The following is a 13,142-nucleotide window of genomic DNA, read 5'->3' as shown; positions in this document are numbered from 1 at the left end:
CAACGGAATGTGTCGACGGATCGGGAGATCGGTCATGAATGCAGAACCGAGCCTGCTCACCTTCACGTTGCCGGAAAAGATCCACAGCCGTCACAATGATCGCCAGGCCATCGTGTACGTTCGGCAGTCGACGGTTCGACAGGTCGAACACAACCGCGAGTCAACGCGGCTTCAATACGCCTTGGCGGACCGGGCATTCCGGCTGGGGTGGCGTCGTGACCAGATAACGGTGATCGATGACGATCTGGGCCGCTCGGGCGCGTCGGCGCTTGATCGGCCCGGCTTCCAGCGTCTCGTCGCGGAGGTTGGGCTCGGTCATGTCGGAATGGTCATTGGCATCGAAGTCTCCCGCCTCGCACGATCATGCCGTGACTGGCATCAACTTCTGGAAATGTGCGCGTTGTTTGATACGCTGATTGGCGATGCCGACGGCATCTACGATCCGAGCACCTACAATGACCGGCTGTTGCTCGGCCTGAAGGGCACGATGAGTGAAGCTGAGCTCCATATTCTGAAAGCTCGGATGTACGAAGGGCGCAAGGCCAAGGCGTGTCGTGGCGAACTCATCCTTGGTCTGCCGCGCGGTTATGTGCTGAAGCCCTCAGGCGAAGTGGCACTGGACCCGGACGAGGAGGTTCAAAGGGTCATACGCCTGGTCTTCGCTTTGTTTGAAAGGTGTCGCTCGATCAGTGGCGTCCTGCGATACCTCGTGGACCATGACATCGCACTTCCCGATCGTATACGGAGCGGCCCTGAAAAGGGCGACGTGTGCTGGAACCGACCTAATACGGCCACTCTCAGCGACATGCTTCGTCATCCTGGTTATGCCGGTGCCTATGTCTTCGGGCGCCGTCACCATGACGGACGCCTCCGGCTTCCCGGAAAGCCGCATAGCGGCCGACGCTTCGTTCGCGATCCACAAAAATGGATGGTGCTGCACCAAAACGCACATCCAGCGTACATTGACTGGCAATCCTATGAGCGGAATCAGGAACTGATGGCGGCAAACCGTTCTCGATATACCGGCGTCCCGCGTGGTGGCGCAGCACTGCTTGGCGGCTTGATGATCTGCGGCGTGTGTGGCCGCAAAATGGTGACCGGCTACAATGATGACGGACGGGAAGCGCGCTATAGCTGCAGCTATGAGGCCACCACCTATGGCGGTCCACGGTGCCAGTCGATCAGCGCCCGTCCGGTGGACACATGTCTGACCGCGTTGATTCTTGAAGCCCTTTCGCCGGCAGCAATCGACGTCAGCCTTCAAGTTGCCGAGGATATCGAACTCGAACGACAGCAGCTCCATGACGGCTGGAAGCAGCGACTGGAACGCGCAGATTATGAAACATCACTCGCACGTCGGCGCTACGAAGCTGTCGATCCTGACAACCGTCTGGTCGCGCGGACGCTTGAACGGGATTGGGAAGCAGCAATGGCGACGAAACAGGCGCTCGCGGATGATCACCAGCGGGCCCTTGCGCGCCAACCTGAGCGGCTAACGGCGGAGGAAAAGGACACGGTCCGCCGGCTGGCAGAAGATGTGCCTGCCCTGTGGAGGGCGCAGTCCACTACATCACGCGACCGGCAAACCATCGCCCGTATGATGCTCGATCGCGTCGTCATCCGGGTGTTTGGAGAAACCGAGCGTGCCGAGGTAAAATGCCACTGGGCCGGAGAGATCGTGACGACGCATCCGATTGTCCGAACCGTAAGACGCTTTGAACAACTGGAGCATCACGACGAAATACTGGATCGGATCGCGGCGTTGCGTGCCGAGGGGGCGACCGCTCGACAGATCGCCGACGATCTCAATGCGAAAGGCTGGACGCCTGCGAAGAAGCCAACGTTCGACGCGTTGATCGTCCAGAAGCTTCTGGTACGAAAGGGACTTGGAAAGAAGCGACCCATCTGGTCCGGCAATGTTCCCCGTCGCAATGCCGACGAGGTGACCCTGCAGGAACTCTCCGAACAGCTCGGCGTCCATCGCCAGACCGCCTACGGCTGGCTCCGGCGCGGAAAGCTCAAGGGGCGTATCGCCAAAGTGGGGACACAACGTATCTGGCTCGTCAGCCTGTCTCACGCCTCAACAGGAATCCGGACTGGAGAGTCATCATGACAACACGATCGAGATGGCCTTCGCCAAGCTGAAGGCTTTACTGCGAAAGGCAGCAGCCCGGTCCATCCCGGAATTATGGGACGCCGTGGCCGTCGCCATCGATCGTTTCCACCCCAAAGAATGCGAAAACCTGTTCGCCCACGCCGGCTACGATGCCTAACCGTGATTATCCAGAAACTGCTCTAGGTGGAGTTAATAGCCCATCGGTTCAGCAGTGGGGCCGAGGAGCGTTTCGGACTCGAGAATTTGAAACGGACCAACCAACAATCGAGCGGCTTGGTCACGTAGAGAATTCCGAGAAATCCGATTCCGAGTCAGGGAGTAACGGGCAGAATTCGTGTCAACCCTGCGGCATCCGCTTGCGGACGCGGGATATCTCGACAATCCGCTCAAGATCCCGCCTCCCCTGGCGGGTGACACGCCTGCGCAGGACATTCGTTGCTTCGGCGCGGTCGTAGCCGGCGGCGACAAGAAGATCGAGCGTGCCCCGGAGTAAAATCTTGATGGTCAAGCGGTCTGCCGGAGAGCTGACCCTAGCTTCGAGGACATCAATGTAAGCAACCGACGCTGCCGCCAAGGCGAGGTCGACGGCGATGGCCTCAGGCGCGCCCCGGCGCATCAATCTTGCGCGGTATCGGCGCTGGTGCGCCTGATGTGGCGTGAGCGGTTCATCCTGTTCGCCTGGCATTTTGTGCTCCTACATCACAATGAGAACGTCCCTATCTCAATGTGACGAAGGTTGGCTCCGACGATGCAAGTAACAACGGTGCCGTTGCACGGGCGGTGTAACCGAAAGGTGTCAAACTCAATTTAAGTCAGGTTGCCTGCAACGGCAGGTGAGGTGCCGGCACGTCCACTCAATTCCCCATACGGAGGTATTGGCTCACCATGTGACTTGCACACCTTCCTGCCGATCTTGAGATTGGAAGTTCGCCGATATTGGTCATAGCTGCTCGGCGAGCGCGTCACCGAAAACACACGGCGTGCAGGCGTGTCAGGATCTGGATAAATTCCTGCCCGGACGGCGGAACCGTGCTCTTTTCGCCGGGTCGGATCAGATACACCGCAGGCAAAGTTCAGAGGCGCCGGGAGCGACGGCCTCCAAGCGTCCGGCCTCCGCCTTTCCTTTTCAGCTGAACAGGCCGCCTAGAATAGGGGCCCGTCGCAGTAGTCACTGGTCATGTGGCGGCGAGGCTCAGCTTTCTGCTACCGAGCGTGCAGGATTACGTGGCCGAGAACCACCCGCCGCGGCTGATCGTGGCGCTGATGCGGGAATAGCTTCATCTTTCGGCGATTGTTGGCGGCTGCCGGAGCGGACTTGGTCAGCCACCGTTTGATCCGCGATGATGACGGCTACCAACGCATGAAGAAGCGGGAGGCTGAGCTTCAGGCCGAAATTGGCCGGTGGCCGACGCGGCGGAGGACACGCTCCACGGCAGGAATGCTGCTAAGATGCCCGATTGGAAAGCCGACAAGCAGAAGCGGCTGGAGGGATCGCGGTGCCAAGGCCCAAGCTGGAGGCGAAACCCAAAGCCGCCGCCCCTTGAAGCCGTATTGATATGACGTCTGCCTGGCCACGCCGATCTCGCCGGCTATGCGAAGTGAATCCCAGCCAGCCCGCTTCAGGATGCCGCAAACGGCGATGTAGTGATCCCTGATTTCCTGGTGCGACGCAGTCCTCATGACGGCCTCACTTCCGATCGTGCTGCGTCGGCTGCGAAGGCTGCCCAATCCCAGTCGGGCAGCTGCATGTCGCGGATGACGTTCAGCGCGTGTGAGACGGCACGGTCCATCGACCGGACCAGACGTTCGTCCGGCTGGCCGACTTTCAGGTATGAGGCCTTCGCCTTCTCCGCTTGCCGGACAGAGTACTCGAGCAGACCGATCATCGATGCCGGGTCAGGCTCGCGGCATACGGCGGCGACCGTGTTGAGCAGCCATTGTGTCTGCATCGCGACCTCGGCGCTGGCCTTAGCCAGGGCTTCGAATTCGTTTCTCATAGTGTTCCTCCCGTTCTTTTTGAGGTTGATCAACATCGTAGCGTGTAGGGATGTGCTCGCGGACGATACCTTTGCGCTCAGGTCTCTCTGGTAAGACCGCAGGCTCACAGGAACCTCCCGACGCAGCCGCTCTGCAGATCGTAGCGGTTGTCGATCCAGAACATAGCCGACTGAAATTTTTCTCCGAAAAGCAGCTTATCAGCGGTCTCTTTCGACACCTTGCCGAGCGTGTCCTTGCGGATCGTTTCAGCCCAAGCCCTCTGCTTCGGCGTCCCGGTGAGAGCCTTGCCGCCGAGGACCGTTGCGGCCCGACGTTCCTCCTTTGCGGTAACCTTGGCCTTTTCGGTTCTCAGCGCGTCAGCCTCGACCGCATTCTTCGGCAGAGCGGCCTTCGCTGCGTCGTCCATCGCATCGTATGCATCTGCTTTAGCGACGTATGCGTATTGAAGCCATTTCTCTGAATACGTGTTCCTGAAGGGCTCGCCGACACCCGTGACGACATACTCGCGCAGCGACTTCGATGTGAACCTATCGCCTGCGGCGAAAGTGCCCGGAGCTGCTTCGACGTACATCTTGTCGTCCGTTCTCGTGATAGAATCGAGCGGCTCGTCGTGACGCTTTGGCTCGCGCGCCAGCGCCGACATGACGGCGATGATCCGGCCGAAATCCTGGTCTTCGACGAGATGCACGATCTGCCCGCGGTTGGTAATATCCGACAGCTCAATAATGCGCGTCGTCAAGCTGCCAGAAACGACGCGGTCGCCCACGGCCGCGCCCTGGGGCACGTATGTGTAAAGCTTGTGCGCGCCGTCGTGAGTGCGTGTCCTGATACCAGTGCGCTCGTCTGCTTCGATGTCTTTCGGTTCAGAGGTCACGACGGGCATTGAAGGCTTTGCCTTCGGCTCCGCCGGCTGCGCGGCCTTCTTCGGAGCCTTCGGAGCGGCAGGCTTGCGGATCGGAGCAAAGCCGCTGTACGCCTTGCCGTCTGCCGCCGTGAAGACCAGCAGCTTTTTCGAGAGCGTCGGGATGCCATAGGCGCTGACGGATACGCCGTTCACGTCGACGGTCTCGAGGAACTCGTGCCTGTGGCTCGTGTCCGCCAGAGCCCTGCGGACGATCTCGTCCGCGGAGAACGGCACCGCCCGCAGCTGCGTCTTCTGCGCGGTCGTTTTGAACGCGCTCAGTATCGATGCGGTGAGTGTTTCAATGTCGCTCATGTCATTCTCCTTTGTCTTCAGCACTTTTGAAAATAATTACCTTCAGCAAAGGTGTGTTCGCTGTTCAGCCATCGAGAATTTCGCCGGCACGATCGTCAGTCCCTCAAAAGGCACCCGACATAGAGGCCGAGCAGTGCCTGACAGGTGCCCTGGTTCCACTCATGCAGGCATCCTCGACGGACCGAGATGGTCGAATTCCGGAATCCTTGCGGACCGGCTACTCGGACCACCGGACGACACTGCTCGCTGACGAAATCGTTATGGTACCGAACGACTTGGCTGCAAGGTAGGCCGCCTCGGCTTCGGCATCAAAGATCAAAGAAGCCCCGCCTATCCTGGCGGGGCTTCGGGGTCTGACGGATCAGACGTGGGGTCTCGACATGGCCGTCAGGCGGTCGAGCAGCCGTTCGCGGACGGCACCCGGCTGACGCTGTTCGCGATCGTGCCGGACTTCGAACCGCTCGCCCGTCTCGGCGTAGTAACGTCGGAGCGCGTCGAGCGCCAACGCCGCCGACCGTTTGGCAGCCGCTTCGGAACCGCGGTTCGCGCACGGGTAGCGACGCGGAATGGTCACCGCGCAGCGCGGCTGCATTCTGTCGCCGGACGGCACGAACTGGATCTCTGCCATCCAGTTCGGCGGACCTTGGCGCAGGGTTCGCATGTCGAGGGGGGTGGCCTGGAACACCCGCGTTTCGTAACTGCCCGGGAGGGTCAGTTCGTTGACGGATCTAAGTTTGAGTTTGAGGGCAGCCTTCATCTTCTTGGACTCCACTGTTGGTATGATGAGGTAGGAGTGGGAAGTCCCGGACCCGCTTAGAGAGCGCGGTTCAAGCAGTCAGGCGATGACGCAACATGACAGCCAATGCGGCTGTAATCATGGATCAGCATCGGAGTCGAGATCTCCGAAATATGCAGGCCAGATTATTTAGGATGAGGTGAATCCTTTAGGGAGGGAACCGTTCAAATTGTAACGGCTCCGCACCGGCAGGCGCGGAGCCGTATGAATCAGGCGGCGAGCTTGTCGGAAGCTGGCGACAATCATGGACGACGCCGAGCCCGACGTGCTGGCCTACATGACCTTCCCGAAGGAACATCGCGCCAAGCTCCACTCGACGAATCCGATCGAGCGTCTCAACGGCGAGATTAAGCGGCGCACCGAGGTCGTCGGAATCTTCTCGAACGACGATGCGATCGTGCGCCTCGTCGGCGCAATCCTGCTCGAACAAAACGATGAATGGGCAGTGCAGCGGGCCAGATATATGACCCTGGAAACGATCAGCCAGATGATCGATGATCCCCTCATCAGCCTGCCAGCCGTGGCACGCTGATCAGCCCGGCCCATGCGGGAGAGCATGGCGACCAATGCCGCCAGCTACACCACGCCGGGGGACACGATCGATCGCCCCCACAGCGATTGGAGTTCAAGAGCCGCGAGCCGTTGGCAATCACCGCGGCACACCAAGCAGCCTCGCCCCATATTAGGCGGGACCGGCCGACGTTCGGATAAGAACCGCCTTGCGTCAGCCGATGCGCGAGGTCATCACGCGACGTCTCTCAGCGGCAGTGTCCGCCGCAGCCAGCAATCCAGCAGCCGCTCGCCGATGAAGCGCATGCACGGCACAGCCATGGAATTGCCGACGGCCCGGTATCGCGGCGTGTCCGCAGCCTGGCGCCCACGGAACGGAACATCGGTCCATCCGTCCGGAAATCCTTGCAGGCGCTCGCATTCCACCGGGAGCAGATATCGGACGACCCACCGAGGGCCGGTAGCAGAAGCGGTTTTTCGCCGGCTCGATAACCCATCCCGTGATCTCGATCGACCCGTCGAAAGACGTAGATCCCCACGCCTACGCCGCGCGGCACTGGACGACGCGCATCCCGGGAGGGACTGGACAACGCTCGGCACCTGGTTGGTGCCGCTGTCGCTAGAGCGCAGCGTTGGCGCGATGGTCCAGGAGGCGGCGATGCCTCCTGCCTTGCTCCCCTGCCCGGCCATAAAGGCCAAAGCCTCGCCGTGCACGACACATTGCTTATGCCCGGTGCCCGTACGTGATCCGGCGAGCAACGTATAAGCGACATCCGGCGAAGCCTTTGGCACATAGTCGTCGCAGAGTGCATAGACTAGCGAACCGCCCGCAGAACCTTCGGCAGCGGCGCCGGGAGTTCCTTTCCGCGTTTCTCCGCCCGCCGCAGAATGCCCTCGCAAGCCTTCCGGCTCAAACAATATCGCGCAAGGATCGATGGACTGGTCTCCAATACTTGCGACAGCGAAGACGCGACGGCGACGTTGGGGCACTCCCCAATATTGTGCGTCGAGGACACGCCATGCCACCTGCCCCTCGGGTCCAGCAACGTGACCCGCGTTCGTCCACTTTTGCCCTGGCGCGACGAGCGCCTGGCTTTCCCCGACCAGCGCGGCGAGCAAATTCCCAAAACCGTTCGTCTTGTCTGACAAGATTCCATGCACGTTCTCCCAAATGACAAATTGAAGATTGTTGATGCGGCGCATCCGCTCCACCAACCGGCAGAAAGCGAGCGTCAGATTGCCCCTTGCTCCGGTCAGTCCTTCCCGCAGGCCAGCCACCGAAAAATCCTGGCAAGGTGTGCCACCCTCGAGCACGTCGACCGGCCCTAGCGCCTTGAGATCCTCATCGGTGATCCGGGTGATGTCGCCAAGATTTGGTATGCCGATTTCCGGCAGCCCCGCCACGGCTTTGGCACGCTTGAGATCGCCCTCGGGCAAATGTTTGGGGCGGCTAGCGCCACAGCGATGATGAAGCACATGACACGGAAGTGGTTCGATCTCGCTGAAGCCGACGAACCGAAAGCCTAACGGCTTCCAAGCGACACTTGCCGCCGAGATACCTGAGAAAGTCGAGAAAACCCGCATGCAAGAAAGCCCTCGTTGTTGATGCCTGCAACCAGGGTTCCCCGGATTTTTAACCAGGTCAAATTCCCAAATAGAACCAATATGTTGACACGCTTCAGCTTTCACTGGGGTCGGTCAACAGATTTTGCTGAAAATAATTTGACGAGGACTGATTCTGTTGCATTTCAGCAACATTTTTGAGAGCAACGATGGAACACATGCCAAGTGCCCAGTCACCGAGTAGTAGCCGTCATCGCAATAGACGTCGTTAAACTCGGCCATGGCGCGCCGGGCGACTTCCGGGATCATTTCATCGAGAATTTCGGCGATGTACGCCTCGCGGCTGCGATCGTCTGGAAACTCGTGTGCGCCGAGGAACGTCGAGACCACCTCGAAAGGCTGGGAAAGCCCGCCAGACGGCTGGCGACCACAAAATTCCATACTGCTGAACGTGAGTTGCGGCCGCGCCGATGTCGCCTGAGACGTCCGCGACGAGAAGCGCATCGACCGCTGGTTCAAGGCATGCCGCATCGATCGAGCCGCTCTCCGGTAAACTCGCCCGGGACCGTCACGCCTGTCCGCATGCCCGCGGGCCGCGCCCGCCGAGCACCCACATGTCTATTAATTGAAGCGCGCGGCGCGCTGCCGCTCCCGCCTCTGCCTTTTTCTCTCAGGATTTCCAGCCGCCCGTGAAGTTTTCGCCGGCTCGAGGCATGTCAACAATTGCGGGAGTCCTTGGTGTCACAACCGGGACCAGCCCCCCTGCGACCGGACGCCGCCGGCTTCGTCGTTGACGTCCCTCCGCATCCAGATGACCCTTGTCCAGTTGGCGCTGCCGGCGGACGGGTCCGGGACGGGATCGGATCCTTGCGACACGTCCATGATGCCACGCCCGGCGGCCCGAATCCCGCCAGCGAGGCGACAGATCAAGAAAATAACTTCATCGTAAACTGCAGATTAAATAAAGTCTTATTCCAAGGATTCGTCAAAGTTTTGATATGTGTCAACAATTACGGAAGCACTCGTCAACAAATTAGTCCTTGCAATTGTATCCGACAGCGGACACCCTTAGAGCATGGACGGCGCAAAAAGCGACCGGGACCATGGGGAAAGCCTCCGATGGGGCACGGATACAGGGGTTTTAGATATGTCAGACTTCAACAGCGGCTACGACGGGATCCGCAAGCTTATCGAAAACGGAATCGACAGCGGCGACACCAAGTCTTCCAGGATCGGCGTCATCGACGGCTGCGGGTACCGCGGCATCCGAGGCGCAGACAGCGCCGACACGCTGCTGATGCACGTAGCGGATCAGATCATGGATATCCACGGGCTCAACCAGCTCTCCGGAGAGACTTGGCGGCTGGCCCGGGCGATCATCAGGGGCATGATCGCCCACTTCAACGCCACGGAATCCGCCGAGATCAGCGTGGCTATGAACGGCGTCGAAGATTTCTTCGTGGTCACCGTGCCGGCCTGCGCGATCGAGGAAGAGATCGTCGAGGAGATCGAGGCCCAAAACCGAAGGGTCGGGGGCCAGGACGCGACAGTGGCTTTCAGCAGCAGGAACGCCGTCCGGGTCTACCGCAAGGGCATCGAGATCGAAGGCCTACGCAGCGACGAAGGGAGCGACCTGCTGGACGACGCAGCCTGACGGCGCCAGGGAACCGGGGCTATGGCCCCGGCTGCCCCCTTCCAAGTCCTCCGTGGCGAGGGCTTCGATGGCGGCAGCCACCCGCAAGGACGCGGGAACGAATGAAGGGAGAGATACGATGTTTACGGAGAAAGAAGCGAAGGCCGAAATCCTTATCGCGCTGGGCGCTATCGATGCGGTCAGGCAGCGGCTCCACGGGTTCAAAAAGGTCCGGCTGCACGAGTGCGGCGCTGCCGGACTGACTGCAGCGTTAGACGAGGCGGAAAGCATCCGTGCGGCCGCTGCAGATGCCTTCGGGCAGACGCTGGATCTCCTTTGCGCCGGCATGCCGACCCGTGAACTGAACCTCGACCTCGCCCGCGAACTACGCCAGTGCGGCGACCAGTTGCACCGCGCCGAAACGGCCGTCGCCTTCGTCGCGGAAAAGTTGGTTTCCGTAGCTGGCGATGCCGCCGACGAAGCCCTGCGCACACGGCTACAGTCAGAAATCGACGATGCGATCGGGCTCCTGGACCGCGCCAGGGTCGCGTCTGCAACAATCGCCGAGCGCAAGATCGACGGGCTGATCCGGATGCCGAAATTCTGGGCCAGCGCATGCGCGAAGGAGATCGCCGCGCTCCGCGTTCTCAAAGTCAGGGAGGCCGCATGATAGACGCCAAAGCCCGCTTCAACGATCTCCGAGGGGAACTGGGCGTTCCCCTTGACGAACTGGCCACGCTCCTGCGGAGGCCGTTCGGCACCGTAAAGGCCTGGGGCTCCGAAAGCCGACCGGATTGCGTGCCGCCGGCCAACGCGCTCGGCAGCATGGAGGCCGAGCTAGTCGCCAGGGCGATCTCGCGCTGCCGTGCGGCCGGGCTCGAGGTGATCCCCCGCCGGAAGGCCGCCTAGGCATCTCAGGAGGCCGCTGTCCGGCGGCCTTCAGAAAAATCTTACTGTAACATCCAAATCAGTCGGCAAGCAGTTTCAGCATACCGTTAACAATATTGGCGCTCACGAAGGCTGGAATGGGTCGTTGTCAACAAACTAGTCTATTGCAATTCTATCCGATTGCGGACACCCTTGTTATCTGAGCGGCGAAGAAACGCCATGATCACAGGGAAATCCTCCGATGTGGCAAGTTAAAGGAGTTTTAGAGTCCCCGATAGGGGATCTGTAAACCCCACGCCTTTAGGCGGCCGGGATGGGGCGGTGACGATTTGCGGTATAGATTGTCTGGATGGAAGCGTACAAGCGCGGCAGCCATACGGTTTGGGACTGTAAGTATCACCTGGTTTGGGTGACGAAGTACCGCTATGCGGTTCTTGGTGGCGACGTTGGCAATCGGTGCCGTGAATTGCTGCGCGAGACGGCGCAAGCGCATGAAATGGTGGTGCATGCCGGGTCGATCAACCGAGACCATGTGCACATGCTGGTGTCGATCCCACCGAGCCTGTCGGTATCGCGCGCGGTGCAATATCTGAAAGGTCGCAGTTCGCATAAGCTGCTGAGCGAATTCGGGATATTGCGCAAGCGCTACTGGGGTCAGCATCTGTGGGCGAGGGGCTATTGGGCGGCGACGAGCGGAAACGTCACCGACGAGATATGGCTTGAGTACATCAAGAACCAGATGCCACCGGAGCCCGACGACAACTTCAACGTGACATGAGTTGACGCCCTGTCCGCCAATGGGCGGACCGATCCGGCTTTAAGCCGTAAACTGAAGCCACCGCCTTTCAGGCGGTGGAGAATTCACATATGTCAAACTACTTAAGCGTCATGAACGAGCCGGCCGAGCCGGAGACCGAAGAACTGGTGATCCGCACCGAGGTGCCGGCCGACCTCGCCGGCACGGTCGATCTCATCGAACGCAACGATGCCCGTACCGCGACGGTGTGGTTTACCAAGTCCGCCGGGGCGGTCCTCTGCACGGAGGCGGTAACGCTCACTTTCGGCATGGACTCGTATTCCGGGGAACTCACGTACAATGGCGTCGAGCGCTACTACGAGTTCGCTCCTGGGTCGCCGACTGAGGGAGCCATAGGGACCGCCTGGGCGGCGGCGAATCCTGCCGCTGCCGCGATCGAGGCCTGCGAATGGGCGGAGCGGATCGAGGAAGAGGAAAAAGAGGCCGCCTGACCGCGGCGAGGGAAACCGGGGCTTCGGCCCCGGCTGCCCCCTTCCAAGCTCTCCGTGGCGAGGGCTTCGATGGCGGCAGCCACCCGCGGGGGCCCGGAAACGAATGGGAGGGGATGATGGCGACGAAACTCGAGATAGCCGGCAAACACGTCTGGAACGTGTGCATCGCGCTCGACCAGCTGGCGAATACGGTCCTCGGCGGCGATTCGGACGATACCGTCTGCAGCCACGCAGCGAAGCGCATGCACGCCAGCAGGCTCTGGGGCGCGTTCGCGGCCGGCATGGAACGGCTCGACCCAGGTCACATGCAGCGCAGCGCGGAGCATGGCTGCGGCAAGGACTCGATCTCCGAGTTCATCGCCCGCAAGCGGCGGAAGAAAGCCGATTGCGAGTCGGAAGGCGACTCCCCGCCGTCGATCGTCACGCGGCTGGTCATGTGGATGATCATGAGAGCATGGCGCAGCTCGATGACGTCCTGACCCGCTGCGGGAGATCATCGGGTCATCGCTGTCCTGATGGCCCCTGGCTCACCCCGGGGGGCTTTTGCTCCTGCAGGCGCTGTCCGCAATCGGATACCCATCACGGGCTTTTTCCATGGGCCCGAGTAGCCTGGCGCCTCGCCGAGGGCACTCAGTGCCAACGTGTGTCGATCCGTTTTGCGATGAATCAGCCGAAAAGGCTTGAACACACTGACCCGGGCAGGTTTTCCCGATCGGCGCCCGCCCTGATCGCACCCGCTGCGTGCGCGTCCCGCGCTTGCGATGCCTGACCGGCAGGAACGAATCCTTCGTCCAGCGCCGACATCCGCCCGCTGCGGGCGCATTGCCGGAGGCTGCGGCGAGGCATCCGAGAATGGCGTGTAATGGCCGGCTCCCCCGTTACTTCCCTCAACGGAATCGGGATTTCGCGGATCCTTCAGGAGGCGATCGCCTCGAAGCCGCCCTCGACGCACTGAGCTCCTTGCATAGTCGACTGCGCCTGAACGAAGGCGTTCAGCTTGCCCTCCAGCCGGGTCTGCTTCCGGGGGAAGGCTACAAGGAGGTCCGGGCACATGCGCGGGCGGCCGTAGACCTCGCCGTCCACCTCCAGCATCGCAGGACCGCGACGCGGCAGCTGGCAGCCCTGTGTCTCGAAGCGACCTCCTCCGCAGTCGCAGTGGTAGCCATAATCGCTA

At 60.9% G+C, this 13,142-nt stretch carries 14 protein-coding genes and 2 pseudogenes; 9 read left to right on the top strand and 7 right to left on the bottom strand.

Features of this window, described 5'->3' with window-relative positions; all coding sequences use genetic code 11:
• The first annotated feature begins 34 nt into the window (after nucleotides 1-34).
• On the top strand, nucleotides 35-2,113 hold the full coding sequence (locus tag ACFSQT_RS14325) for a recombinase family protein (RefSeq protein WP_379019607.1): 2,079 nt from the start codon (nucleotides 35-37) through the stop codon (nucleotides 2,111-2,113).
• A 1-nt stretch (nucleotide 2,114) separates the two neighbouring features.
• Nucleotides 2,115-2,273, top strand: a pseudogene (locus ACFSQT_RS14320) (IS630 family transposase); the annotation flags it as partial.
• A gap of 180 nt (nucleotides 2,274-2,453) precedes the next feature.
• Here the strand turns inward: ACFSQT_RS14320 and ACFSQT_RS14315 are convergent.
• From ACFSQT_RS14315 to ACFSQT_RS14300, 4 genes are all read right to left on the bottom strand, one after another.
• Nucleotides 2,454-2,801, bottom strand: coding sequence for a hypothetical protein (locus ACFSQT_RS14315; protein ID WP_379019605.1), 348 nt, complete (start codon nucleotides 2,799-2,801; stop codon nucleotides 2,454-2,456).
• A 991-nt stretch (nucleotides 2,802-3,792) separates the two neighbouring features.
• Complete coding sequence (locus ACFSQT_RS14310) at nucleotides 3,793-4,113, bottom strand: hypothetical protein (protein ID WP_379019603.1); 321 nt, start codon at nucleotides 4,111-4,113, stop codon at nucleotides 3,793-3,795.
• A 104-nt stretch (nucleotides 4,114-4,217) separates the two neighbouring features.
• Nucleotides 4,218-5,330 (bottom strand): hypothetical protein, encoded by a 1,113-nt coding sequence (locus ACFSQT_RS14305; protein ID WP_379019601.1) that lies wholly within the window; start codon nucleotides 5,328-5,330, stop codon nucleotides 4,218-4,220.
• A gap of 361 nt (nucleotides 5,331-5,691) precedes the next feature.
• On the bottom strand, nucleotides 5,692-6,087 hold the full coding sequence (locus tag ACFSQT_RS14300) for a hypothetical protein (protein WP_379019599.1): 396 nt from the start codon (nucleotides 6,085-6,087) through the stop codon (nucleotides 5,692-5,694).
• A 268-nt stretch (nucleotides 6,088-6,355) separates the two neighbouring features.
• Between ACFSQT_RS14300 and ACFSQT_RS14295 the strand changes: the two are divergent.
• A pseudogene (locus ACFSQT_RS14295) lies at nucleotides 6,356-6,658 on the top strand (transposase); the annotation flags it as partial.
• 212 nt (nucleotides 6,659-6,870) lie between these two features.
• Here the strand turns inward: ACFSQT_RS14295 and ACFSQT_RS14290 are convergent.
• Both ACFSQT_RS14290 and ACFSQT_RS14285 read right to left on the bottom strand, forming a co-directional pair.
• Nucleotides 6,871-8,325 (bottom strand): DNA cytosine methyltransferase, encoded by a 1,455-nt coding sequence (locus ACFSQT_RS14290; RefSeq protein WP_379019598.1) that lies wholly within the window; start codon nucleotides 8,323-8,325, stop codon nucleotides 6,871-6,873.
• Nucleotides 8,326-8,334: 9 nt separating this feature from the next.
• The gene (locus ACFSQT_RS14285) at nucleotides 8,335-8,718 is read right to left on the bottom strand and encodes a hypothetical protein (protein ID WP_379019596.1); all 384 of its coding nucleotides are present in this window, start codon (nucleotides 8,716-8,718) and stop codon (nucleotides 8,335-8,337) included.
• Between the two features lie 628 nt (nucleotides 8,719-9,346).
• On the opposite strand from ACFSQT_RS14285, the gene ACFSQT_RS14280 reads away from it, so the two are divergent.
• From ACFSQT_RS14280 to ACFSQT_RS14255, 6 genes are all read left to right on the top strand, one after another.
• Complete coding sequence (locus tag ACFSQT_RS14280) at nucleotides 9,347-9,853, top strand: hypothetical protein (RefSeq protein WP_379019594.1); 507 nt, start codon at nucleotides 9,347-9,349, stop codon at nucleotides 9,851-9,853.
• 67 nt (nucleotides 9,854-9,920) lie between these two features.
• Entirely contained in the window at nucleotides 9,921-10,502 is a 582-nt protein-coding gene (locus ACFSQT_RS14275; protein WP_379019592.1) for a hypothetical protein, read from the top strand.
• Complete coding sequence (locus tag ACFSQT_RS14270) at nucleotides 10,499-10,741, top strand: hypothetical protein (protein WP_379019590.1); 243 nt, start codon at nucleotides 10,499-10,501, stop codon at nucleotides 10,739-10,741. Before ACFSQT_RS14275 ends, ACFSQT_RS14270 begins: the two co-directional genes overlap by 4 nt.
• Nucleotides 10,742-11,069: 328 nt before the next feature.
• Nucleotides 11,070-11,498, top strand: a complete 429-nt coding sequence (gene tnpA / locus ACFSQT_RS14265) for an IS200/IS605 family transposase (protein WP_379019588.1) — start codon at nucleotides 11,070-11,072, stop codon at nucleotides 11,496-11,498.
• Between the two features lie 89 nt (nucleotides 11,499-11,587).
• Nucleotides 11,588-11,968: a hypothetical protein gene (locus tag ACFSQT_RS14260; protein ID WP_379019586.1), complete on the top strand. Its 381-nt coding sequence runs from the start codon at nucleotides 11,588-11,590 to the stop codon at nucleotides 11,966-11,968.
• A gap of 116 nt (nucleotides 11,969-12,084) precedes the next feature.
• Nucleotides 12,085-12,447 carry a hypothetical protein gene (locus ACFSQT_RS14255; RefSeq protein WP_379019584.1) on the top strand — a complete coding sequence of 121 codons (363 nt, stop codon included), beginning with the start codon at nucleotides 12,085-12,087 and terminating at the stop codon, nucleotides 12,445-12,447.
• A 436-nt stretch (nucleotides 12,448-12,883) separates the two neighbouring features.
• Here the strand turns inward: ACFSQT_RS14255 and ACFSQT_RS14250 are convergent, their stop codons facing one another.
• Nucleotides 12,884-13,060: a hypothetical protein gene (locus ACFSQT_RS14250; RefSeq protein ID WP_379019582.1), complete on the bottom strand. Its 177-nt coding sequence runs from the start codon at nucleotides 13,058-13,060 to the stop codon at nucleotides 12,884-12,886.
• Nucleotides 13,061-13,142 lie beyond the last annotated feature (82 nt).

The organism is Mesorhizobium calcicola, assembly GCF_042682105.1.
In the GTDB taxonomy this organism is placed as follows: Bacteria; Pseudomonadota; Alphaproteobacteria; order Rhizobiales; family Rhizobiaceae; genus Mesorhizobium; species Mesorhizobium calcicola.
Note: the sequence above shows the minus strand (reverse complement) of the source record. Positions and strands in the feature narration are given on the sequence as shown.

What these genes read in the sequence shown, in the direction of transcription:
- ACFSQT_RS14325 (WP_379019607.1), top strand. Translation starts at nt 35, where the DNA reads ATGAATGCAGAACCGAGCCTGCTCACCTTCACGTTGCCGGAAAAGATC.
- ACFSQT_RS14315 (WP_379019605.1), bottom strand. Translation starts at nt 2,801, where the DNA reads ATGCCAGGCGAACAGGATGAACCGCTCACGCCACATCAGGCGCACCAG.
- ACFSQT_RS14310 (WP_379019603.1), bottom strand. Translation starts at nt 4,113, where the DNA reads ATGAGAAACGAATTCGAAGCCCTGGCTAAGGCCAGCGCCGAGGTCGCG.
- ACFSQT_RS14305 (WP_379019601.1), bottom strand. Translation starts at nt 5,330, where the DNA reads ATGAGCGACATTGAAACACTCACCGCATCGATACTGAGCGCGTTCAAA.
- ACFSQT_RS14300 (WP_379019599.1), bottom strand. Translation starts at nt 6,087, where the DNA reads ATGAAGGCTGCCCTCAAACTCAAACTTAGATCCGTCAACGAACTGACC.
- ACFSQT_RS14280 (WP_379019594.1), top strand. Translation starts at nt 9,347, where the DNA reads ATGTCAGACTTCAACAGCGGCTACGACGGGATCCGCAAGCTTATCGAA.
- ACFSQT_RS14275 (WP_379019592.1), top strand. Translation starts at nt 9,921, where the DNA reads ATGGCGGCAGCCACCCGCAAGGACGCGGGAACGAATGAAGGGAGAGAT.
- ACFSQT_RS14270 (WP_379019590.1), top strand. Translation starts at nt 10,499, where the DNA reads ATGATAGACGCCAAAGCCCGCTTCAACGATCTCCGAGGGGAACTGGGC.
- tnpA (WP_379019588.1), top strand. Translation starts at nt 11,070, where the DNA reads ATGGAAGCGTACAAGCGCGGCAGCCATACGGTTTGGGACTGTAAGTAT.
- ACFSQT_RS14260 (WP_379019586.1), top strand. Translation starts at nt 11,588, where the DNA reads ATGTCAAACTACTTAAGCGTCATGAACGAGCCGGCCGAGCCGGAGACC.
- ACFSQT_RS14255 (WP_379019584.1), top strand. Translation starts at nt 12,085, where the DNA reads ATGGCGACGAAACTCGAGATAGCCGGCAAACACGTCTGGAACGTGTGC.
- ACFSQT_RS14250 (WP_379019582.1), bottom strand. Translation starts at nt 13,060, where the DNA reads ATGCTGGAGGTGGACGGCGAGGTCTACGGCCGCCCGCGCATGTGCCCG.